This is a genomic window from Bacillus sp. ISL-45 (assembly GCF_018613195.1).
Lineage (GTDB): Bacteria > Bacillota > Bacilli > Bacillales > Cytobacillaceae > Mesobacillus.
Genome location: NZ_JAGGQQ010000003.1, coordinates 158,276 through 181,424, shown reverse-complemented (window position 1 = coordinate 181,424; position 23,149 = coordinate 158,276). Strand labels below are relative to the sequence as shown.

At 45.2% G+C, this 23,149-nt stretch carries 19 protein-coding genes; 11 read left to right on the top strand and 8 right to left on the bottom strand.

Annotated elements, in window-relative coordinates; translation table 11 throughout:
* Window positions 1–236: 236 nt before the first annotated feature.
* Window positions 237–1,397 (bottom strand): MFS transporter, encoded by a 1,161-nt coding sequence (locus tag J7E35_RS02635; protein ID WP_214776656.1) that lies wholly within the window; start codon window positions 1,395–1,397, stop codon window positions 237–239.
* 236 nt (window positions 1,398–1,633) lie between these two features.
* Between J7E35_RS02635 and addB the strand changes: the two genes are divergently transcribed.
* The 3 genes from addB (at window position 1,634) to J7E35_RS02620 (ending at window position 9,606) form a co-directional block, all read left to right on the top strand.
* Window positions 1,634–5,209: a helicase-exonuclease AddAB subunit AddB gene (addB, locus tag J7E35_RS02630; RefSeq protein ID WP_214776654.1), complete on the top strand. Its 3,576-nt coding sequence runs from the start codon at window positions 1,634–1,636 to the stop codon at window positions 5,207–5,209.
* A 1-nt stretch (window position 5,210) separates the two neighbouring features.
* Window positions 5,211–8,990: a helicase-exonuclease AddAB subunit AddA gene (gene addA, locus J7E35_RS02625; protein ID WP_214776748.1), complete on the top strand. Its 3,780-nt coding sequence runs from the start codon at window positions 5,211–5,213 to the stop codon at window positions 8,988–8,990.
* A 307-nt stretch (window positions 8,991–9,297) separates the two neighbouring features.
* Window positions 9,298–9,606: an HNH endonuclease gene (locus tag J7E35_RS02620; protein ID WP_214776653.1), complete on the top strand. Its 309-nt coding sequence runs from the start codon at window positions 9,298–9,300 to the stop codon at window positions 9,604–9,606.
* Here the strand turns inward: J7E35_RS02620 and J7E35_RS02615 are convergent.
* The 6 genes from J7E35_RS02615 to J7E35_RS02590 form a co-directional block, all read right to left on the bottom strand.
* Window positions 9,603–9,821 carry a spore germination protein gene (locus tag J7E35_RS02615; protein ID WP_214776651.1) on the bottom strand — a complete coding sequence of 73 codons (219 nt, stop codon included), beginning with the start codon at window positions 9,819–9,821 and terminating at the stop codon, window positions 9,603–9,605. The two genes, J7E35_RS02620 and J7E35_RS02615, sit on opposite strands and share 4 nt — an antisense overlap.
* A gap of 87 nt (window positions 9,822–9,908) precedes the next feature.
* Entirely contained in the window at window positions 9,909–10,307 is a 399-nt protein-coding gene (locus J7E35_RS02610) for a spore germination protein GerPE (RefSeq protein ID WP_214776649.1), read from the bottom strand.
* Window positions 10,308–10,312: 5 nt separating this feature from the next.
* On the bottom strand, window positions 10,313–10,495 hold the full coding sequence (locus J7E35_RS02605) for a spore gernimation protein GerPD (protein ID WP_214735407.1): 183 nt from the start codon (window positions 10,493–10,495) through the stop codon (window positions 10,313–10,315).
* Complete coding sequence (gerPC, locus tag J7E35_RS02600; RefSeq protein WP_251009655.1) at window positions 10,495–11,109, bottom strand: spore germination protein GerPC; 615 nt, start codon at window positions 11,107–11,109, stop codon at window positions 10,495–10,497. Before gerPC ends, J7E35_RS02605 begins: the two co-directional genes overlap by 1 nt.
* A 38-nt stretch (window positions 11,110–11,147) precedes the next feature.
* Window positions 11,148–11,402, bottom strand: coding sequence for a spore germination protein GerPB (locus J7E35_RS02595; RefSeq protein ID WP_214776647.1), 255 nt, complete (start codon window positions 11,400–11,402; stop codon window positions 11,148–11,150).
* Between the two features lie 14 nt (window positions 11,403–11,416).
* Window positions 11,417–11,638, bottom strand: a complete 222-nt coding sequence (locus J7E35_RS02590) for a spore germination protein (RefSeq protein WP_214776645.1) — start codon at window positions 11,636–11,638, stop codon at window positions 11,417–11,419.
* A gap of 252 nt (window positions 11,639–11,890) precedes the next feature.
* Here J7E35_RS02590 and J7E35_RS02585 point away from each other — a divergent pair, with 252 nt between their 5' ends.
* The 6 genes from J7E35_RS02585 (at window position 11,891) to J7E35_RS02560 (ending at window position 19,070) form a co-directional block, all read left to right on the top strand.
* On the top strand, window positions 11,891–13,483 hold the full coding sequence (locus tag J7E35_RS02585) for a long-chain-fatty-acid--CoA ligase (RefSeq protein WP_214776642.1): 1,593 nt from the start codon (window positions 11,891–11,893) through the stop codon (window positions 13,481–13,483).
* Between the two features lie 367 nt (window positions 13,484–13,850).
* Window positions 13,851–15,035, top strand: coding sequence for a DUF418 domain-containing protein (locus tag J7E35_RS02580; RefSeq protein ID WP_214776640.1), 1,185 nt, complete (start codon window positions 13,851–13,853; stop codon window positions 15,033–15,035).
* Window positions 15,035–15,559, top strand: coding sequence for a DNA topology modulation protein (locus tag J7E35_RS02575; RefSeq protein ID WP_214776639.1), 525 nt, complete (start codon window positions 15,035–15,037; stop codon window positions 15,557–15,559). The genes J7E35_RS02580 and J7E35_RS02575 overlap by 1 nt, the downstream gene beginning before the upstream one ends.
* Window position 15,560: 1 nt before the next feature.
* Complete coding sequence (locus J7E35_RS02570) at window positions 15,561–16,469, top strand: fumarylacetoacetate hydrolase family protein (RefSeq protein WP_214776638.1); 909 nt, start codon at window positions 15,561–15,563, stop codon at window positions 16,467–16,469.
* An 83-nt stretch (window positions 16,470–16,552) separates the two neighbouring features.
* A complete protein-coding gene (locus J7E35_RS02565) occupies window positions 16,553–16,906 on the top strand; it encodes a YisL family protein (RefSeq protein WP_214776637.1) in 354 nt (117 codons plus the stop codon).
* A gap of 124 nt (window positions 16,907–17,030) precedes the next feature.
* Entirely contained in the window at window positions 17,031–19,070 is a 2,040-nt protein-coding gene (locus J7E35_RS02560; protein ID WP_214776636.1) for a sensor domain-containing protein, read from the top strand.
* A 36-nt stretch (window positions 19,071–19,106) separates the two neighbouring features.
* On the opposite strand, the gene J7E35_RS02555 is transcribed toward J7E35_RS02560, so the two are convergent.
* On the bottom strand, window positions 19,107–19,667 hold the full coding sequence (locus tag J7E35_RS02555) for a DUF2777 domain-containing protein (protein WP_214776635.1): 561 nt from the start codon (window positions 19,665–19,667) through the stop codon (window positions 19,107–19,109).
* 181 nt (window positions 19,668–19,848) lie between these two features.
* Between J7E35_RS02555 and asnB the strand changes: the two genes are divergently transcribed.
* Window positions 19,849–21,696, top strand: coding sequence for an asparagine synthase (glutamine-hydrolyzing) (gene asnB / locus J7E35_RS02550; RefSeq protein ID WP_214776737.1), 1,848 nt, complete (start codon window positions 19,849–19,851; stop codon window positions 21,694–21,696).
* A gap of 320 nt (window positions 21,697–22,016) precedes the next feature.
* Window positions 22,017–23,093 (top strand): NAD(P)H-dependent flavin oxidoreductase, encoded by a 1,077-nt coding sequence (locus J7E35_RS02545; protein ID WP_214776634.1) that lies wholly within the window; start codon window positions 22,017–22,019, stop codon window positions 23,091–23,093.
* Window positions 23,094–23,149: the final 56 nt, after the last annotated feature.

Sequence of the window (23,149 nt, the reverse complement as noted above, 5' to 3'; positions counted from 1 at the left end):
GAATATATCAAGATTTTAAGGAATAAAGCCGAAGGTCAGGACAAAGTTTACCCCGGATTTCCAAAATGCAATCTAAAACATGAAAAAAGGCATTTCAGCCAGCGTTTGCTGACTGGAATGCCTTTTTTAATAGAAATAGAAATATATATTTTTCTCTTTGAGAATTGTCCAGCTCCAGCGCCTAGCCCCTCGAGACGCTTCGGTCCTGCCAATGAAGTCAAAGAACGACTTCACTGTCAGGCCCTCCAGCGCTTGTCGGGGCTGATCAAGGCGCTTGCGCTTTTCAAAATCAATATGCAAAACACAATATTAACAGAGAAGAGGGAAGATAAGAGAATCATGACCCCGCTGAATGGCAGAAGTGCTGCGACCGGCGGGGCGAGACTGGCTCCGGTCAGCAGGATAAAAGAATAGAGCGATAATGCTTTGGCGCGCTGGCTGCTGCCATAAAAGCCGATTAAAGTAATGACGGTGGGAATGACGAGTGAAATCGATGAAACAAAAAATATAGAAAAGATAACCAGAGCACCGGTGGTATGAAAGAAAAGCAGCAGGAATGCGCTTGATGACCCGATGGCCAAACCAAACATCAGAGTCTGCAGCTCTCCCCAGCGCTCCATCAATCTGCCTGTAAAAAGGGAGAGGGAAGCACCGATCAATCCAACCAGCCGGATCATCAGCAGGTCTGAGGCAGGGCCGTCAAAAAAACGTCCAATAGCATCATAGAAGGCGATAATTGCGAACAGCAGCGAGAACGTAATCATATAGCATTTCATCAGGCGAGGCTCTTTTAGCAATTGCAAAAAGATTTTCCATAAAGGCTTGCTTTCTGTCGCAGGAGGTGGTGATTCTTTCAGCAGGAAAAAAGCAGCGGCAAATAGAATGAAATAAAGTGCTGAGAAGAAAAAGAAGACGCTATTCCAGGAAAAAACATCCGCCAGAAAGGCGCTGGCAACCTGCCCAAAGATCCCTGCGATTAAAAATCCTGTATTGATCAGCACAACCAGGATCGTCCTCTGCCGAAAATTGAATACATCATAGGAGTAGGCGAAAGCAACTGAAGCGAAAGTAGCAAGGGTGACTCCCTGCAGAGAACGGGCGATCCACAAACTGAGGGATCCGACTGAGAATCCCACTGCCAGTGTCGTCAATGCAGAGGCCAGTAGCCCGAACACAAGGATTTTCCTTCTCCCTGTGAAATCGGAAACCGGTCCGAATGACAGCAGCCCGCACGCATAAAAGAAAGTAAACAGACCACCTGCGAGGACTACGTGGGATTCGGCAATTAAAAGGTCATCCGCAAGAACCGAATAAATAGGAATCAATGTATAGATATTGCTTGCGACCATAATGGCGCAGAGTGTCAGAAGGATGGAAGCCTTCTGAAAAAAGGACATGGATTTCATGTATATCACCTGCCATCAACAACATATGCAGACACCGAATGTTTTGCAGGTTGTTTTGGGAAAAATTAACGGGCTTCTTGCTTTCAAATTGGCATGCAAAAAAGGTATAATGAATGATATATAGAACAGTCGTTTGGTATGGAAAGGCGCATGGAAATAAAGCGCCTTTTTCAGTTTTTATCATCAATAAAAGAGATAGATATTTTAAGAGAGAAAGGGGTAGTAAGATGTCTGTACGTTTAGTACTGGGGCGATCGGGGAGCGGGAAGACCGAGATGATCATTAAGGAAATCAAGGACAGGCTCATCTCGGACCCGCAGGGGGAACCGATTGTTTATCTTGTCCCTGAACAAATGTCATTCCTTTCCGAATACAGATTGTCCACTGACCCTGAACTTGGCGGCATGATCAGGACGCAGGTTTTCAGCTTTCCGCGCCTGGCATGGAGAATCCTGCAGGAAACAGGGGGATACACTCGCCAGCATTTGGACAGCGTCGGGATCAGCATGATGATCCGCAAAATTATTGAGGACAAAAAGGACGAGCTGAAAATCTTCCAAAAGGCAGCGGATAAGAATGGGTTTGTCCAGCAGATGGAACAGATGCTGATCGAGTTCAAACGCTATGCAATCAATCCGGATGAGCTCGCCGGAAAATTGGAGGAAAGCTCAGCAGGCAATAAAGCGCTGAAGGATAAAATCCATGATCTTGAGCTGGTATACCGACAATTTGAAGACGAATTATTCGGCAAATATATAGATTCAGAGGATTACTTTAAACTGCTGGCCGAGAAAATCCCGGCCTCGCAATATTTGAAAAATGCAGAAGTATACATTGATGGTTTTTACAGTTTCACGCCCCTTGAATTGATGATCATTGACCAGCTGATGAACACTTGTAAAAGAGTGACCATCGCGCTGCCAGTCGACAAGGGATTCAAAGATGGTCAGCCTGACGAACTGCATTTATTCAGGATAACAGGAGACACCTGTTCAACTCTGTATGACATGATAAAAGCAAAAGGCTACGAGCTTGAAGAAGAGATTGTGCTGACGGAACAGAGGCGCTGGCAGGATGAATCCTTAAAGCATCTAGAAAGAGAGTTCGATTCCAGGCCTGCCGTCAGATACAACGGGGGGGCCGCAATCCATATTGCTCAGGCAGCCAACAGGAGGGCGGAACTTGAAGGGGTAGCCCGAAAGATCCTAGGTCTGGCAAGGGATAATGGTTACCGTTACCGCGATATTGCCGTACTGATGAGAGGCAGCGAATACCGTGAAGTGCTTGAAACGATATTTGACGATTATGGACTGCCTTACTTTATCGACCAGAAGCGGAATATGCTCCATCACCCATTGATTGAGCTAGTCCGTTCCAGCCTTGAAACAGTTTTGGGGAGCTGGCGCTATGAGCCGATTTTCCGGGCTGTAAAAACGGACCTGCTGTTCCCTGATGGCGTGAATCTGAACAAGATGCGCGAACAGATGGATGTACTGGAGAATTATGTTCTTGCATATGGCATCCAGGGAGATAAATGGACAAAAAAAGAACGCTGGAAATACCGGAGAATCCGCGGCCTGGAGTATGACGGTCTGGCCCAGACAGATTTAGAAAAACAGACAGAGCAAGAACTGAATGACCTGAGGCTGCTTATTACTTCTCCGCTGCTGAGGATGGCTCGCCGCCTGAAGCGTGCTGACACTGGAAGGAAGCTTTCGGAAGCAGTCTATCTATTTATGGAAGAGCTTGATATCCCGGCGAAGCTTGAAGCCTGGAGAATGTCGGCAGAGGGAGAAGGAAGGCTGGTAGATGCGAGGGAGCATGAGCAAGCCTGGAACGCAGTGGTCAACCTTCTTGACCAGTTCGTCGAGATGCTAGGTGACACGAAGGTTGCGCCAAAACAGTTCGTTTCGATTCTTGACGCTGGTTTTGAATCACTCAGATTCTCGCTGATTCCACCGGCAATTGACCAGATACTGATTGCCGACATTGAAAAAACGCGGCTTGCCGATGTTAAAGTCGCATTCGTCATCGGCGTCAACGAAGGGGTCCTGCCGGCGAAGATGACGGAGGAAGGAATTTTTGCAGATGATGACCGGGAGCTTTTGCAGTCAAAAGGATTAAAGCTAGCTCCGGGCAGCCGTACGAAGCTTCTGGACGAAAACTTCATCGCTTATAAAGCATTCGTTACGCCGTCAGAACAACTGTATATCAGTTATCCAATCGCCAATGAAGAAGGGAAGGCTTTGATGCCATCCTCATTCATCAAGAGGATCTCTGACCTATTCCCTGAACATCAAACGCATTTCTATCTGCCGGATCCCTCGGAATTGCCGGAAGAGGAGCAATTAGAATACGCTGCTGGTGAAAATGTAGCCTTGTCTTATCTGACTTCCCAGCTTCAATTGAAGAAGCGTAATTATCCTGTCTATGATTTTTGGTGGGATGTGTATGATTACTATATAAAGAATCATCAATGGTCAGATACAGCACGCAAGGTTCTTTCAAGCTTATTTTACGAAAACAGGACAAAACAGTTGTCCGAATCACTCACGAAGGAGCTTTATGGTGACGAAATCCAGGCGAGTGTTTCAAGGATGGAACTGTTCAACAGCTGTCCATTCTCGCATTTTGTCCAGCATGGCCTGAAGCTGCGTGACCGCCAGATTTTCCGCCTTGAAGCGCCTGATATTGGGGATCTGTTCCACGCTGCGCTTAAGGAGATTGCCGAGACCGTCATGCAGCAAAACCTCAGCTGGGCCCAGCTTACAAGAGCCCAGGCTGAAGAGCTTGCAAGGGATGCTGTCCAAAAGCTGGCTCCTAAATTGCAGAATGAGATCCTGCTGAGCTCGAACAGGCATCATTATATCAGGCAGAAGCTTCAGAATATCATTAGCCGCGCGTCGCTCGTATTAAGTGAGCATGCAAAGGTGAGCGGATTTTCACCAGTAGGCCTGGAGCTTGGCTTCGGCCGACAGGGAAAACTGCCTCCGCTTGCTTTTTCGCTTAAAAATGGCACCAGGATGGAACTGATGGGCCGGATTGACCGCGTCGATAAAGCAGAGGATGACCAGGGAGTGTACCTGAGGGTCGTCGACTATAAATCCAGCGTGAAGGATGTCAATTTGACAGAGGTATATTATGGTGTGGCCCTTCAAATGCTTACCTATCTGGACATCATCATCACTCATTCGCCATTGTTGGTCGGCAAGACTGCTGACCCGGCTGGAGTCCTGTATTTCCATGTCCATAACCCTATTGTCAACGCATCCAAAATGCTGACTCTTGATGAAATTGAAGAGGAAATCCTTAAACGCTTCAAAATGAATGGATTGCTGCTCAGTGATGAGAATGTCATCAGACTGATGGACAAGGGACTGGAGACAGGGAGTTCCCAGATTATTTCCGCAGGTTTTAAAAAGGATGGAAGCCTGTTGAAAAGCTCGAAAGTGGCCAGCAAGGAAGACTTTGACCATTTACGGCAATTCGTCCGCCATAAGTATGTAGAGACGGGAAACAGGATTGTCAGCGGAATCGTCGATGTGGCCCCGTATAAGCTTAAGGACAGGGCACCATGTACATTCTGTTCTTTCAAGCCAGTCTGCCAGTTTGACCAGGGAGTGGAATCGAATGATTTCAGGAAGCTTCCGGTCATTAAAAAGGAAGACTTGCTGGAGTCGCTCCGGCAGGATCAAAATATGAAGGCAATCGATGGATTGCCAGGAGTAAATGATCGATTAGAAGAAATCAAGAAACTGGATATTCTTGCATCAATCGGGGAGGAGGAAGAGGATCTTGGCTAAAATGAATATACCGCCTATACCGGAAGGGGCAACCTGGACAGAAGATCAGTGGAAGGCAATCATGGCCTCGGGGCAGGACATCCTAGTCGCAGCGGCAGCAGGTTCGGGCAAAACTGCTGTGCTTGTTGAGCGGATCATCAAGAAAATAACTTCGGAAACCGATTCGATTAATGTCGATGAACTACTCGTCGTGACATTCACGAATGCATCCGCGGCTGAAATGCGCCACAGGATAGGGGAAGCACTGGAAAAAGCGATCGACAGCAATCCGGCATCTACTCATTTGAAAAAGCAGCTTAGCCTGCTGAACAGAGCGTCGATTTCAACACTTCACTCCTTCTGTCTTGAAGTGATCAGAAAATATTATTACATGATTGATGTCGACCCTGGTTTCAGGATTGCAGATGAAACAGAAGGGCAGCTGCTTAGGGACGAAGTGATGGAGAATCTGTTCGAGGAAGAATACGGAAAGTCAGACAACCAGCCTTTTTTCAACCTGGTAGATGCGTTCACGAATGACCGCAGCGATGAAGGATTGAAGGATATCATTGCCGACCTGTTTGATTTCGCCAGATCCAATCCTTCGCCTGATGCATATCTTGATTCAATCGTTTCCATGTACGACGCAGCAGGCAGTGCAGCGATGGAGGACCTTCCTTTCATGAAGGTGCTCGTTGCGGATATTGAGCTTCAGCTCCAGGGAGCGAAACAGCTTCTGGAAAAAGGGATGGAGATCGCCAGAATGCCTGGAGGGCCTGCGCCAAGGGCTGTTAATTTTACAGAAGACCTGCATGTGATTGATACCTTGCTTGCTGCAAAGGACAGATCATGGGCAAAGCTTTATGAGGCGATCCAGCTAGCCAATTTTGGCAGGGCAAAAACATGCCGCGGTGATGATTTCGACAAGGATCTTGTAGACAAGGCAGCCAAGCTTAGGGACCGGGCAAAGAAAATCGTCCAGGATTTGCGAGGGGAACTCTTTTCGCGCAAGCCCGAAAGCTTCCTGAAGGATATGCAGGAAATGAAGCCGCTGGTCGCTGTCCTGATTGATCTTGTAAAAGAATTCTCGAGCAGGTTTGGAGAAGTGAAGCAGGAGCGCGGCCTCGTCGATTTCTCGGATCTTGAGCATTATACACTGGATATCCTGTCAGCTGAATCGGAAGCGGAGGTAGTAGGAGCTAAACCTTCTGAGGCAGCTCTCGCATATAGAATTAAGTTCAAGGAAGTCCTAGTGGACGAATACCAGGATACAAACATGGTGCAGGAAGCCATCCTCCAGCTTGTGACAGCTGAAGGGGAAGAATCAGGCAATCTGTTCATGGTTGGTGATGTTAAGCAATCAATCTACAAATTCCGCCTTGCAGAGCCTAATTTGTTCCTCGGAAAGTACAACAGATTCACATCAAGTGGAGAAGGAACCGGGTTGAAAATAGATTTGGCCAAGAACTTCCGGAGCCGCAGAGAGGTGCTTGACGGAACAAATTATTTATTCAAGCAAATCATGGGGATCAAGGTTGGCGAAATTCATTATGATGAAAATGCCGAGCTGAAAAAAGGTGCGCCGTATCCTGAGGATGACGAGTTCCCAGTGGAGCTGCTCTTGATTGATAAAAGTGAGGGTGAATCTGCAGAAACAGAGTCTGGTGAAGATAATGAAACGGCAGCAGGTGAATTCGACGCAGACGACCTGGAACAATCCCAGCTTGAATCAAGGCTGATGGCCAAGCATATTAAGGATATGGTAGAAGAACGCCGGGGTGTATACAATCCAAAGACAAAGACATCAAAACCGGTAAACTACCGGGATATCGTCATTCTCCTCCGATCGATGACATGGGCGCCGCAAATCATGGAGGAATTCAAGCAGCAGGGAATCCCGATTTATGCGAATCTGTCTACTGGGTATTTCCAGGCAACTGAGGTAGCAATTATGCTTTCTTTGTTGAAAGTAATCGACAACCCTTATCAGGATATTCCGCTGGCGGCTGTCCTGAGGTCTCCGATTGTCGGGCTGGATGAAGAAGAGCTTGCCATCATCAGGGTCAGCCAGAAACGCGGTTCCTTCTATGAGGCATTGACAGCATTTTGCCTGCAAAGGCCAGTACCCGAAAATGAAGGATTGCACGAGAAGACTAGTCGCTTTTTTGAAAGCTTAAAGAGATGGAGAACTTCGGCAAGGCAGGGTTCCGTTTCGGATTTGATCTGGCAATTGTACAGGGAAACCCGTTTCTTCGATTTTGCCGGCGGGATGCCAGGAGGCAAGCAGCGCCAGGCAAACCTGCGTGCACTTTATGATCGCGCGAGACAGTATGAAGCCACAAGTTTCCGCGGCCTGTTCCGCTTTTTGCGCTTCATTGAGCGGATGAGGGAACGCGGCGATGACCTTGGGGCTGCCAGAGCACTTGGAGAGCAGGAAGATGTCGTCCGGATCATGACGATACACAGCAGCAAGGGTCTAGAGTTCCCGGTCGTTTTCGTTGCTGGGCTTGCTCGGAATTTCAATACGATGGACCTGAAGAAATTCTACATGCTCGACAAAGAGTTTGGCTTCGCAGCAAAATATATCAATCCTGAAAAGCGGATATCCCTCCCATCTCTGCCGCAGTTAGCCTTCAAGCGCAAGAAAAAGATGGAGATGCTGGCAGAGGAAATGCGGGTATTATATGTTGCCTTGACACGGGCAAAGGAAAAGCTCTACTTGATCGGCTCGGTCAAGGATGCCGAAAAAACGATCAGCAAATGGCAGGACGAGGCAAGCCATCCGGAGTGGCTGCTGGATGAATATTTAAGAGCGTCAGCTTCAGGCTATATCGATTGGATTGGACCTGCAGTGATCCGCCATCGAGATTGTGTTGATATCAGGGAAGGTGAGGAAACCCTTCATCCAGAATTGGGTGAGGAGATTACATGCCATCCTTCCCGCTGGAAAATCGAAAGCATTAAAGCAGAGGCAATCGCTTCATATGGTGAGGAAAAAACCGAAGAGCAAGAAAGCTTTATGGACCTTGTAGCAGCAGGAAAACCTGTAAACAAGGAATCAGGACTGGCAGAGACAGTGAAAAGTCAGCTTTCCTGGAACTATCATTTCAAGGAAGCAGCAAACCACCGTTCCAAGCAGTCAGTTACCGAGCTGAAGCGCAATCACGAAACCAGGGATGAAGAGAGCGGAACACAGATTGTCCGGAGGTTTTCAAAACCAATCCTCAATAGGCCGAGATTCATGCAGGAGAAGAAACTTACACCTGCAGAACGCGGAACCGCGATGCATATGGTCATGCAGCATATCGATCTGAACCACCCTGTAACGGAAGCCTCTCTGGAACTGCAGCTGGACAGGATGGTAGAGAAGGAGCTGCTTTTCCCTGAGCAACGGGATGCTGTTGATAAAAAATGGATACTTGCCTTTTTTGAAACTGATATCGGCAAGCGACTGGTTACTGCTGAAAAAGTCAGCCGTGAAGTTCCATTTTATCTGTCATTGCCGTCAAAAGAAGTATATCCAGATTGGCAGGGAGAAAACGAGTCGATCTTTATCCAAGGGGTAGTCGACTGCATATTCCAGGATGAAAAAGGGACAGTCCTGCTTGATTTTAAAACGGATGGCATTCACGACCGCTACAAAGGCGGTTTTGAGCAGGCAAAGCCGATTCTCGAGGAACGTTATCGAATCCAAATCAGCTTGTATGCCAAAGCAATCGAACAGGTGTGGAAGCAGCCGGTTGAGGAGAAGTACTTATATTTCTTCGACGGCGGTCATCTGCTGGAACTGGATCAACTATAAAGGATTGTTAAAAACCGGCGGGTTGTGAATAATAACCCTGCCGGTTTTTTTGGGTTTGGCTTTGAAAAGTTTCCGATAGAAGGGCTGTATTGGACAAACGTAAGGCGAAGAAAGAGAAAAGTGTCCGATAGAAAAGAGCCTATAGGTTACTCAGAAAAGATGAACCAATATATATTGGATCCAAAACCGTAAAAACCCGTGTGTAATGGTGCACCTACCAAGGTAAAAAGATTTTATGAGTAAAGAAACTTTTTTTTCAAAGAAAGCACTTTATGCCAAAATTCATTCTGATAGGTGGGATCACCGAGTGGCAAAGAAAAAGAAGTCCGGCACATGCGAATTATGCGGCAGGCAGGATGTTGAGGTGACCATTCACCATCTGGTTCCTAAAGAACTGGGGGGCACTTTCATGCCAACTGCCGATCTGTGCATCCCTTGCCATAAACAGATTCATGCTCTGTTCACGAATGATGAGCTTGCAGCGGATTTGAACACAATTGAGCGTCTTCGCTCCCATCCTGAATTGGGGAAATTTTTGAAATGGATAAAAAAGCAGCCTTCTACAAGGCTGCCGAAAATTTCAAAATCTAATGCGCGAAAAAGAAATAAACGCTAGTTATTTCCCACAGTCGGCTGGTCAATCAAGTTGGCATCAAGGACATTGCTGGCGCTTAATCCATTATATGTGACGATAAATCCTCCAGTATTGAATCCACCCTGCCCAGCGACTGTTTTTGAATTGCTTTTTGGCGAGATGAACAGCGTGTCGCCAAACTGCACCGTCCCGCCGCCTACATTCAATATTTGCACAGGACCTATTATTGCTGGCATTGAAAACATCCTTTTCTGCTTTTGTTTAGTTATTTATGCTCATTGCCGTCGTAAAACCGGATATAGACTAGAAACTCCATACTAAATCTATATGCCTTCCCCACTTGAGTTGTTATTACGGGGCAAAAGTTGACGTATATGCTTAACCCGGGCTTCCATGGAAATATTGTGGCTGTTTCCAAGATGCACTAAAGACGAGGAAGAGGTTCCCAGGATATCAATGTTCCGAACCTTCAATACAGGGTTGAGGTTCTGGGAAGAGAAAATAACACTTTCTTCTTCTGCTGGTTGAAATGGGATTGTTTCTGAAAAAATTGGATAGACATTGTAATTCCCTTCATTATCAAAAAATATCTCAGCCTCTCTTTGTACGGCCAAAGCCCTGGAAACCGCCTGTATTTGTTGCGAATCACCTATCTGGAAAATCGAGGAGAAGGATACCGAGTCAATTTTTATGTGGTCAACACAAGTTATTCTCCGAAGCATAGCGATCACGATATATCCGGCGACAGAGGGACAAATGGGCCGACAATCAACGACTCTGCAGGTGTATCAAAGGTTGCTGCCAGCTGGATTGTATCTGCATCCCCAACCATCAGCAGCGAGGAACTTGAAACACCTATGATCCTGATGTCGCCGACACAAATATCACGGTTATAAACTTGGAAATTCATTAAGAACGTCCTTCCTTTACATTATCCGGCAGGTTTTTCAGGAACAGGAATACACCATTCTGGATTTCCTGCTTAATCAAATCAATCACCCGTTCATTCAGCTGAGGGCTAAGTTCCGTACCTCTTTCATTCGAGGATTGTTCTTTTAAATGCTGAGCCACTCTGCCAGACAATTGTTTTTTGATATCATTTTTTATAAACTCGAAATAGGAATCATCTACACTGATTCCCAGCTCCGCCTGGGCACCTCGGTAAATGTTCTCCAGTTCCGATTCTAGATATTGGTCTATTGCTGTTTCAATCTCGATTGTCCTTTTAAATAACTGCTTTGGCGGAATCGGTACATTCACAGCCTTTTGATCTACGGTAAAATCGTCAATTCCATCCATGTCCGTTGGGTTTAAACCAATATTTAAAGTTCCCTCAAGGGTTTCCACTTTTAACTGGTCGAACTTATACTCGATATTTCCGATTTGAACCGGAGGCCGCTCCTTCAGTGCAGCAATTTCCTGCTGCAGTTCGGAAATCATTTCCTCCAATCTTGCAGTCTTTCTGCTCTGGTGCTCCACATATAAATGCAGCTTCTTTATATAATGATAAAATTCCGCATTCAAAATGAATCACCTCGAATCGGCCGATTTTTAAAACATCCCTAACTACGTGGAACAGGGGCCTGCAAAGGGACTGCAGGGGCTTCAAGTGTACCGCCTGGCATATCTCCCATGCCAGTGCTGATTTCTGTGGGGTGGACCGCCTCTGGCGCAGGAGCTGTAAATCCACCGGTGTTATAAAGATAGGAAACTGGCTTGATCATTCCTGCACTGCCAATTTGCAGTACAGAAGAGTTTGTGATTCCATCAATCCTCAGAAGGTTGATTTTGATGGATTGTTGTATATAAAAATTCATTCGACTCACCCGCATTATACATTCAGATAGTTTCCTTGATCGACGGCATCCTGATCATAGGTATTCGTTGAGCTCTGGTTATTGTACACGGTCAATCCATCTCCGGTATTGAATGAGCCAGCTCCGGAAAATGTTTTTGCATTGGAAACCGGGCTTATCCTGTAAACATCGCCTATATGGAAAACGGAGCTGTTCCCAATGGAAATGACCTGTGCGACTCCAACAATTGCTGGCATAAGCAACACCCTTTAATAAGATTTCTCTATTATCCTATGTGCCCAGAAGCAGAATGTGATTAAAATGCCTATTCAGTTTAAAAGGTTCTTTTCGCAAACAATGGTCATCAGGGGTTGATACAAGAGTTTTGCAGCAAAGCCTTAGAGAAAATACATGTTATATAACAGTTAAAAAGTTATATAACAGGTGGAGTAATATGTTAATATATTTATATATTTAGAATTATAAAATTATTCTACAGGAGGCAGATTATGAACGTTCCATTGCTTTTGAACCAGTTTCTAGATCGTGCGGTGTCACTATACGGCGATACGAAAGCCATTTTTTCCGAAGATCGGGCACTTACATATTCTGAGTTGAATAATAGGGTGAACAGGCTTTCCGATGGTTTAAGAAAGCTGGGGGTGTGCAAAGGCGACCGGATTGCCTATCTTGCACCAAATTCGATTGAGATGCTTGAAGGTTTTTATGGTGTATTCCAGCTGGGCGGAGTCATGGTCCCATTGAACATCCGCCTGAAGCCTGATGATTATTTGTTCATCCTTAACCACAGTGAATCAAAGGTTTTGTTCGTGGACCAGGATTTATATCATTTGATCCAGCCAATCAAGGATCAGCTCGAAAGCGTTCAGCATATTATTGTCCATTACAAGGAAAATAGCCTGGATGAAATCAATTATGACGAATGGCTTTCACAGCAATCTGCTGAAACTTTTAAACGTGAAGAAATCAAAGAAAATGATGTCTGCAGTCTCCTGTATACAAGCGGTACGACCGGAAATCCAAAAGGAGTCATGCTCACTCACCGGAATAATTATCTCCACGCGCTGAGCACGATGCACCATTTACGAGTCAGCGATGAGGATGTCCTCCTGCATGTCCTGCCAATGTTCCATGTCAATGGCTGGGGATCGCCATTTTATTACACAGCGAACGGCGCTTCACAAGTATGTCTGCGAAAAACGACGCCCGAGACAATTTTCAACGCGCTGGAAAAACATAAAGTCAGCGTCATGCATATGGCTCCAACTGTGTTGAATGCGCTGCTGCAGTATTTTGAAAAGAATGTCCCGACCATCGAACAGCAGGTACGGGTAGTCATCGCTGGTTCTGCACCGCCACCGGCTTTCGTCACCCGGGTGGAAAAAGAACTGGACTGGGAGTTCATCCAGGTGTACGGGATGACGGAATCCTCACCCTTAAGCACGATTTCAACGATCAGGTCGCATTTGAAGAAGCTGCCTTTGAATGAACAATACCGAATGAAAGCAAAAGCAGGCGTATCCATGATTGGCAGCCAGGTAAAAGTCGTGAATGAGCATGGGGAAGAAGTTGCCCATGATGGCAGGGAAATTGGAGAAGTTATAACCCGAAGCAATGGAGTCATGAAAGGCTACTGGAAAAATGAAGAGGCGACGATGGAAACGATCCGTAATGGCTGGCTTCATACCGGGGACATGGCAACCGTCGATGGATACGGCAACATTGATATCGTCGACCGCAAGAAAGATGTTATCATCAGTGGCGGCGAAAATATTTCCTCCATCGAAGTCGAGGGTGTCTTGTATGATCATCCGTCGGTCCTTGAAGCGGCAGTCATTGCCGTTCCTCATGAAAAATGGGGTGAGACTCCGCATGCCTATATTGTGCTGCGAGAAAATGAGCGAGTCACAGAACAGGAACTCATTGCTTTTTCCAGAGAAAAGCTAGCCCATTTCAAAGCGATTACAGGAGTGACTTTTGTAAAAGAACTGCCGAAAACGGCTTCCGGGAAAATCCAGAAAGTTCATTTGCGTAACGAATATTGGGAAAGCAATGGAAAGACTGGCAGATTTGTAAACTAATAGGCCTGGGGGGATGCCTTGCTATTGGCATCCTTTTTTTTATTGTAGTACAAGAATTTATATACACTTTGAGATTGGTACAGCTGCAGCGGGGGTGCTTCTGCACATTTAGTTTGGTAGGAATTTATATAATAATTTAGTTGTAAATATTACATGTGTTTTCTTAATCCAGCTCCAGCGCCTAGCCCCTCGAGTCGCTTCGGTCCGCCCAATGAAGTCAAAGAACGACTTCACCGGTCGGCCCTCCAGCGCTTGTCGGGGCTGACCAAGGCGCTTGCGCTTTTTGTTCAGTTACCTTTGGCATGTTGTTTTATTGTGTGATATACATAGATTAGATGTTAACTATTAGGATGGAAAGAGGGGGAAAATGGAGATTAACGGACAGGTATCCGGAAATAGGGTTATTTCAATTGACCGGATGCGGGGCTTTTCATTATTGGGTATTTTTCTCGTAAATATGATTTCATTCCATTCGCCGTATTTTTATATTGATCCAGAGACATGGTGGGGTGGAAGCGAAAATTTATTTACATACCGGTTCATTGATATATTTATCCAGGCCAGCTTTTACCCGCTGTTTTCGATGCTGTTCGGATATGGTCTGGTTATTTTAAGAGAACGCACGCTTGAAAAAGGGTTAAGCTTTAACCCTCTTGCTTTAAGAAGACTTTCAATCCTTTTGTTGATTGGTATCATCCATGCATTCTTGATCTGGCCAGGTGATATTCTCATAACTTATGCAGTCTGCGGTTTTGTTTTCCTTCTGTTTATTGGGTGGAGTGCGAAGAGGCTTTTTATTGCCGGATTGGGTTTATACATAGTTCCAAACATCCTCCTGTTGTTGATGCTTGGTGCAGCATCAGTTGTTGATGGCGGAGAGGGATTTTCGATGTATGACGCACAAGCTGCAGAGCAGTCGATAACCATCTATCAAACGGGCAGCTATACGGAAGTGACACATTATAGAATAACTGAATGGTATAAAAATAATAACCTTGTGGGGTTGTTCTTATATTTGATCACAATTCTTCCTTTGTTCATGATAGGAGCTGGAGCGGCAAAGCTGAAATTGTTTGAAAATGTACGTAATAAAAGAGGTAAGATTGCAGTCGCTGCGGCTGCATTCGCAGCCCTTGGCCTGTTGATAAAAGCAATTCCGTACCTGTTTGGCAAAACGATGATGACGGATTATTTGCAGGATGTTTTTGGCGGTGTATTGGTCGCGATGGCTTATGCATTAATTATTGCGCTCGTTTCTGAGCTAAAACAATTTGACAGGTTCTTCTACCCGATGGAGGCTGCCGGCAGGCTCTCCATCAGCAATTATCTGATCCAGTCCATCGTTTCGACACTGATTTTTTATAGTTATGGACTAGGGTACTACGGGGATTTGTCCATTTTCTCTGGATCAATGCTGGCGCTGATCATTTACATAATGCAATTGGCATTTAGCAGCTGGTGGGTCAAAAGGTTTTACTATGGGCCGGTAGAATGGCTGTGGCGGAGTGGCACCTATTTGAAAAAGCAGCGTTTTAAAAAAGGAGAAACCTGATGGAGAAGGTCATCATCATCGGCTGCGGAGGCGCAGGGAAATCGACACTTTCCCGGAAGCTGGGAGAAATACGCAACATAAAGGTGTATCATCTTGATGCATTGTACTGGAAACCGGGCTGGGAAATGACTGCAAAGAATGAGTGGGAAACACTCATCAAGCAAGTGATTGAAAAAGATTCATGGATCATGGATGGCAACTACGGCAGCACGATTGATATGCGGGCACAAGCAGCTGACACCATCATCTTCCTTGATTATTCTGCTCCAAGATGCCTGTATGGAGTTTTCAAAAGGAGAATCATGTACCATGGCAGGACAAGGCCGGATATGAATGAAGGCTGCCCGGAGAGACTTGATTGGGATTTTATCAAGTGGGTCGCAAAATACAAGCGTGAAAAAGCTCCTGGAATTATTGCCAAGTTAGAAGAATTCAAGCTTCAGGGAAAAGAAATATACCATTTTACAAATCCTCGTGAAACAAACAAATTCATAGAAGAGCAGTCTATTAAAGGAGGACGTTAACATGAAATTCGCTACATATAAAAATGAATCTGGTCAGTTTATTGGAATCGTTCATTCAGATGGCAGTCGCGTTCTGCCGCTTTTGGATGCCTATGAAAAAATGGGTGGTGAAAATAGTCTCCCGTCTAACATGATTGAAGCCATTACACACGGTGAAGTTTTTTATCAGGAAGCGGAAAAAACAATTCAATGGGTAAGCGCGAACAATCTCGACAGCGAGCTATACCTTCCGTTAGAATCGGTGGAACTGCTTGCGCCGATTCCACGCCCGGCCAAGAATATTTTCTGTGTCGGCAAAAATTACGCCGAGCATGCGATCGAAATGGGCAGCAAGGATGATATTCCTGAACATGTCATGGTATTCACAAAGGCACCTACCACCGTTATTGCCCACGATCAGAATATCCTTGCGCACAGCGAATTGACAGAGCAATTGGACTATGAAGGCGAGCTGGCAGTCATCATTGGCAGGAAAGGCAAGGCGATTAAAAGGGAAGAGGCATTGGATTACGTGTTTGGCTATACAATCGTGAATGATGTGACAGCCCGTGACCTCCAGGCGAAGCACAAGCAGTTTTTCATCGGGAAAAGCCTTGATACAACCTGCCCGATGGGACCATGGATTGTCCATAAATCAGCACTCGCAAATCCAAATAATCTGGATATAAAGACAACCGTAAATGGAGAAGCAAGACAGGATTCCAATACGGAAAACTTCATTTTTCCGGTAGAAGAAATCATTGCAGTGCTCTCCCAGGGAATGACACTCGAGCCAGGGGATATTATTGCAACCGGAACACCAGCAGGCGTAGGCAAAGGCTTCAAGCCGCCAAGGTTCCTGAAGGCAGGAGATACCGTTGAAATTACTGTTGAAGGAATTGGGACATTACGCAACAAGGTGGAGGGCTAACTTAAGCCTGGCCGGTTAATTTTAGTTTTTTTGGCGCCGTTATGATATGATATTTTAGAATTTACTATTAGGAGGACGGGTACATGATCCATGCCCATATGACAGCCTGGTTTTTGGCTTTGGTTTTATTCTTTGTAGCACTTGGTCTACATAAGAGCGGTAAGGAAAAGGGCGCGAAAATTGTCCAGATGGTCCTTAGATTATTTTACGTGCTGATTCTGTTGACTGGTTTCTGGCTTCTGTTCAGCATCAATATCAACCTGATGTATGTGCTGAAAGCGGCAGTAGGCCTGTGGGTCATCGCCATGCTGGAAATGATATTGATCCGTACGAGAAAGAACGAAAAAGCGTCTGTATTGTGGGTTCAATTTGTTGTCGCAGTTCTGCTTGTACTGTATTTAGGTTTTTCACTTCCGCTTGGAACAGATATGTTCTAATATTTGTCGAAAGAAAGCTGTCTTCATAGGCAGTTTTTTCTTTTTTTGTCATATCTTAACCCAAAGAAATATGATAATTTAAGTTATAAGGGTTATTGGAGAAATATAAAAATTGGAGAATGCAATGGCTACGACAAAAAGCTGCTTTTACGAAAATGAACGACAACTTAATAGCTTTATAGAGGGCAATTCATTCAAAGAACACCGCAATCTGCTGGTACAGATCTTTTTCAGCCAAAGTGAAAAAGAAAAGCTTCAGCAACTGGAACGGATGCTTAAAAAGCAGCTTCCCGCCTCAACAGTGTTGAGCTGTGAAGCTGGGAACAGCTTCATGGAAGAAAAAAAGTATTTCATCACAATTACTGTTTTCGATAAACATGAACTCAATCCTATTCTTCAAGATCAGTACACGATCAATACCTTGAACAATCTAGTAGAAATCTCCCAGCAAGATATCCTTCACCTTAACGAAAGCCTCAAAGTTTCCGAGCAATACTATCGTTCATTGTTTGACAACAATGGAGATTTTGTCTATTCAACAGATCTGGCAGGAAATTTCACAAGTATCAATCAGGCATTCATGAAAACCTTCGGCTATACAGAAGATGAACTTATCGGCAGGTCCGCACTCGACTTTATCAACAAGGAAGATGTACACCGTGCCAAAATGCATTTCATTCAGGCTCTCAAAGGGAAAGATCAAACCTATACAATAGAAATTCCAATCAAGAGCGGCGAAGCGCAGATCTTTCAAATCAAAAATATCCCCATTACGGTTAATGGGGCTTGTGTAGGAACATATGGAATAGGGCGGAATATAACGGAACAGAAGAAAACAGAGGAAAAGATCATTCAGCTCGCCTATTACGACCAGGATACTGGGCTGCCGAACAGAATGAGATTTACCGAACAGCTTGAAGAGATGCTCCACCGCGCCAAGCATAAGAAAGAACTGCTTGCCGTACTTGTCATTGATATTGACCGTTTCAAGATCATTAATGACAGTCTGGGACATTACGCTGGTGATATTGTCTTAAAGGAGCTGGCGGAAAGGATCCTGGACCGACTCCCGGCAGGAGCTTATCTTGGCAGGTTCAGCGGTGATAAGTTCACCCTGATGCTGACAGAGAATGTCAGCATCGATCAGACGACAAGAATAGCCAGGGAACTGCAAAATCTGATTTCAATGCCTATGTCTTATCAAAATCAAGAGTTCATCGTCACAGCGAGCATCGGCATCAGTTCCTTTCCAGGAGATGGTCTAGATGAACATGGACTGCTGAAGAATGCTGATATTGCGATGAACCGTTCAAAAAACCAGGGCGGAAATAGGATTACTTACTTCTCAACTGGAATGAACGATCAGGCCATGGTTCGGCTTGAGCTTGAAAGCTATTTAAGAAAAGCGCTTCAAAAAGATGAATTCTATCTCTGCTACCAGCCGCTAATGGACTTGAAGTCTGGGGAGATTACCTGCACAGAAGCTCTCATCCGCTGGCAGCATCCGCATCTTGGCCTTGTATCGCCGGCACAGTTCATTCCTCTCGCAGAGGAAACAGGGTTAATTGAGGAGATTGGTGCGTGGGTGCTGACAACCGCCTGTGTCCAGACAAAAGCCTGGCAGCAGAATGGCTTCCCCAATCTCGGAATCTCGGTGAATGTATCAGCTTACCAGTTCCAGCAGCACGGTTTTATAGGTCAGGTGATCGAAGCGCTGAAGGTTTCGCAGCTTGCCCCAGGATACCTTTCCCTGGAACTCACAGAGAGCGCCATGCTGAAAGATATTGTCTACAGCATTTCGGTTATGAAATCGTTGCAGGAGCTGGGGGTAAAGGTTTCGATTGATGATTTCGGCACCGGATATTCCTCGTTAAGTTATTTGCGAAATTTACCGATCGATACGCTAAAAATCGATCAATCTTTTATCAATAATCTCCATGACGACCCATCTGATATTGCAATCGTCAAGGCAATTATTACAATGGGACAGGGACTTTCCGTGAAGATTGTTGCCGAGGGTGTCGAAACGCATGAACAGCTGAATCTTTTGCGAGATATGGACTGCCATTATGCACAAGGCTATTACATTGAGAAACCCCTGGACATTGCTGCCTTTGAAAAAGGATTCAGGACAATGGAAAAAGTGGAATACACGATAAGATAAAAATCAGAGCCTGCACAATTGTGCGGGCTCTTTTCTTTACGAAATTCTCTCGATAACGGTCCGTTTCCCGTTGTTCAAAGTCAATTCGAATCTGTCATTTTGTGTTTCGAAGTAATCAAAGTGGTGCTGGACACTGCAGATGTATTCTTCATTATCAAGAATCAAAAAATTGACTCCTGAAACCCCTTGTTCGTGATCAAGGAAGGTCAGGTGGTTGTAACAATAGATGCAATCATAGATTGAAAAATTGAGCGAATTCAATGTATTGATAAATTGGACAAACGCTTCATCATTTAGCTCATCAAGCAAACGCTCGAACGAATAGATCAGCTGTTTCCTGATTCTGATCATTTCCTGATCCTGCAAAGTGATTTTTTCGTTGCCGGTTTGAATGCTGCCGTTATCCAGCAAAAAACCTTTGCACCATTTATGGTTTCTCTGCACTTCAACCTCTTGATGGATGAATTCATCGATGAGTGCAGCCTCTTCAGTTTCTTCATCAAAGAAAACCCATTGTGAATTAATATATTCTACTGTCCCGGCATTAAATGCGCGCGGCTGGAACTCAATTAGATTGCTTCGTTGTTGTCGATTCATTTGGATCCTCCGTTAATTATCGCTCACCTTCTTTGTAGACAGATTTTGGCGAATTTATAACATGTTCTAAAAGATAGGCAATTAACCAGTTGAGATGTATTTGCATAAGATGAGTAATGCTTAAGCAATGGTCAAGTGCTTTATGCAATCAAAAAGTTCCGCTGAAAGGAATGATGAAAAAATGTGTGGAATAACTGGCTGGGTAGATTATCGTAAAAATTTGGATCATGAACGTGAGACCATGGCAAAGATGGCGGAAACTTTAAGTAAAAGAGGTCCCGACGATACAAATATATGGACTTCGGGGCATGCTGGGCTGGGTCATAAAAGGCTGGTAGTTGTCGATCCTGAGGGCGGCAAACAGCCAATGACCAGAACACAAGGAGATAACCGTTATACCATTTGTTATAACGGAGAACTTTATAATACGGAAGACCTCAGAAAAGCACTGCTATTAAAAGGATATTCTTTTAGCGGTCATTCTGATACAGAGGTTTTGCTTACTTCTTTCATGGAATGGAAAGAAAACTGCCTGGAACATTTAAATGGGATTTTTGCCTTTGCTGTATGGGATCACCAGCAGGAACAGCTCTTCATCGGCCGCGACAGGCTTGGCGTGAAGCCGTTATTTTTCCTGGAAACAGCATCTGGTCTTATGTTTGCTTCTGAACAAAAGGCGCTGCTTGCGCATCCAGATGTGAAGACTGAGGTAGGCAGGGAAGGACTTTGTGAGGTGTTTGGGCTTGGGCCATCCCGTTCGCCCGGGGCAGGCATCTTTAAAAACATGAAGGAGCTTCGGCCGGGCCATGGATTGATTTTTTCAAAAAATGGACTGAAAATCTGGAGATATTGGAACGTGAAGAGTGAGGAACACACTGATAGCCTTGAAGAAACAGCTGAAAAGGTACGTGATTTATTTACGGATGCCGTCACCAGACAGCTTGTTTCAGATGTGCCACTGTGCACCTTCCTCTCAGGGGGCTTGGATTCAAGCGCAATTACCGCCATTGCTGCTAACTATTACAAGTCGGAGGGAAAAGGAAGCCTTCATACGTATTCTATCGATTACGAAGGCAATGACAAATATTTCAAGAAAAATGAATTCCAGCCAAACGCAGATACCTTTTGGATCAATAAAATGACGGAAACATACGGCACTGTCCATCATAACAGTATTATTTCACAGCATGATCTGGCAGACTTTCTGACAGAAGCTGTTCATGTCCGGGACCTGCCGGGAATGGCAGACATCGATTCCTCGCTCCTCTGGTTCTGCCGTGAAATCAAACAGGATTTTACGGTAGGACTTTCAGGTGAATGTGCAGATGAGATCTTTGGCGGCTATCCATGGTTCCACAGAGAAGAAGATTTGAATAGACCAGGGTTCCCTTGGATGAGGTCGATTAATGAGCGTCAAAACATGCTGAGGGACCACTGGCGGAAGAAGTTGAGTCTTGAAGAGTATATGATGGCAAAATACAACGATACAATTGCAGAGGTTCCAGTGCTTGATGGGGAGAACCATAGCGATGCCAAGCGGAGACAATTATTCTATTTGAATATCATCTGGTTCATGACGACACTTTTAGACCGCAAGGACCGGATGAGCATGGGGGCGAGCCTCGAAGTGAGGGTGCCTTTCGCCGACCACCGCCTTGTCGAATATGTCTGGAACATCCCATGGGAAATGAAGATGCACGGCAACAGGGAAAAAGGAATCCTGCGCAAAGCATTGGAGGGCACATTGCCTGATGAAGTTTTGTACCGGAAAAAGAGTCCATATCCGAAGACTCACCATCCGGCCTATACCCATGCTGTTCAGGGAATGCTTTCAGATTTCATGGCCGATTCGAACAGCGCGCTGCATGAATTCTTTGACAGGGCCACACTGCAAAAAATGATTGAGACCGAGGGCGCGTCCTTCAAAGTTCCATGGTTCGGCCAACTGATGACCGGTCCGCAGCTGTTGGCTCAGTTAGCACAAATTCATATCTGGTTCAGGGATTATAATATTAATATAGCAGACTAAAAAAGCAAGCCCGAAATAATGGGCTTGCTTCAATTTTTAATAATTTTAGACATCTGGCTAATGCCACGTCCTCTTTTCGGAAGTGTGGCTTTTCCAGATGAATTGATGATCAATTTTATAAAACGACAAAATTAGCTTTTATGTATCGAAAAATTCTGTAAAATAAACAATAAGGAATATTTGAGAGGTAGCTGCAGGGGAAATGAGCCGGATGAGCTCATGGGATTTGTTTATGGAATGATGAGAAAGCGATTACGGAGTAGGAATGCATAGATTGAGCCTAGATGGGAAGAACAGCGAAAAAAGGAGGGTTCTATAACTTGTGGGATAACAGGGTGACGGAGTTATTGAATATTGAATACCCGATCATACAAGCACCAATGGCAGGAGGGGTGACAACCCCGGAACTGGTGGCATCGGTATCAAACGCTGGCGGCCTTGGGATGGTCGGTGCAGGATATATGGAACCAGGCCAGTTGACGAGTCAAATAAAGGAAATCAAGAAGTTGACGGACAAGCCATATGGAGTGAATTTGTTTATTCCGGGCGATTTTCGAATTTCAAAGTTTGATTTCGACTTGGCCTATAACAGACTCCAGCCTTTTCGTGATGAGTTGAATATAAAGGAAGAAGTCCCGGTCCTTCCAGATTCGAAGGAGGATCATGTTAAATTCGCTCAGCTGCTCGACGTCATAATCGGAGAAAAAGTCCCTGTCTGCTCCTTTACCTTTGGCATACCTTCTGAAGAGGTCATCTCCAAGTTGAAAAGGGAGGGAATCATCCTCGTTGGAACGGCCACAAGCTTAAATGAAGCAGTGATAAATGAAAATGCAGGCATGGACATCGTCGTCGGGCAGGGAAGTGAAGCGGGCGGACATCGAGGAACTTTTTCGGAAGATGGCGGTGACCATTTAATAGGAACAATGTCGCTGATTCCCCAGCTAACAGAAAAGGTATCAATACCAGTAATTGCTGCCGGAGGGATCATGAATGCGAAAGGGGTTATAGCCTCACTCTGTTTGGGGGCAAAGGGAGTGCAGATGGGAACAGCTTTCCTCACCTGCAAAGAGAGCGGTGCCCACAAAGTTTACAAAGAAGCAGTTCTCCAGGCAACCGATACAGATACCGTACTGACCCGAGCTTTTTCCGGTAAATGGGCCAGAGGAATCAAGAATCAGTTCATTAAAGATATCGAAGAAAGTCAGGTTCCCATTCCTGATTATCCAGTTCAAAATATACTGACCACCCAAATAAGGAAGGCGGCAGCCTTAGGGAATGACAGCCGGTTCATGTCGCTTTGGTCAGGGCAAAGCCCAGGGCTGGCAAAGGACCAAACCGTTAAAGAGCTGATCAGAGATATCGTTTCTCAGGCTGAGGTAACAAAGGCATCATTTTGATTTGCAGATGCCGTTAGAGTTTTCAGCTAAAGTAATGGACAAGGGGCATTTCAGCA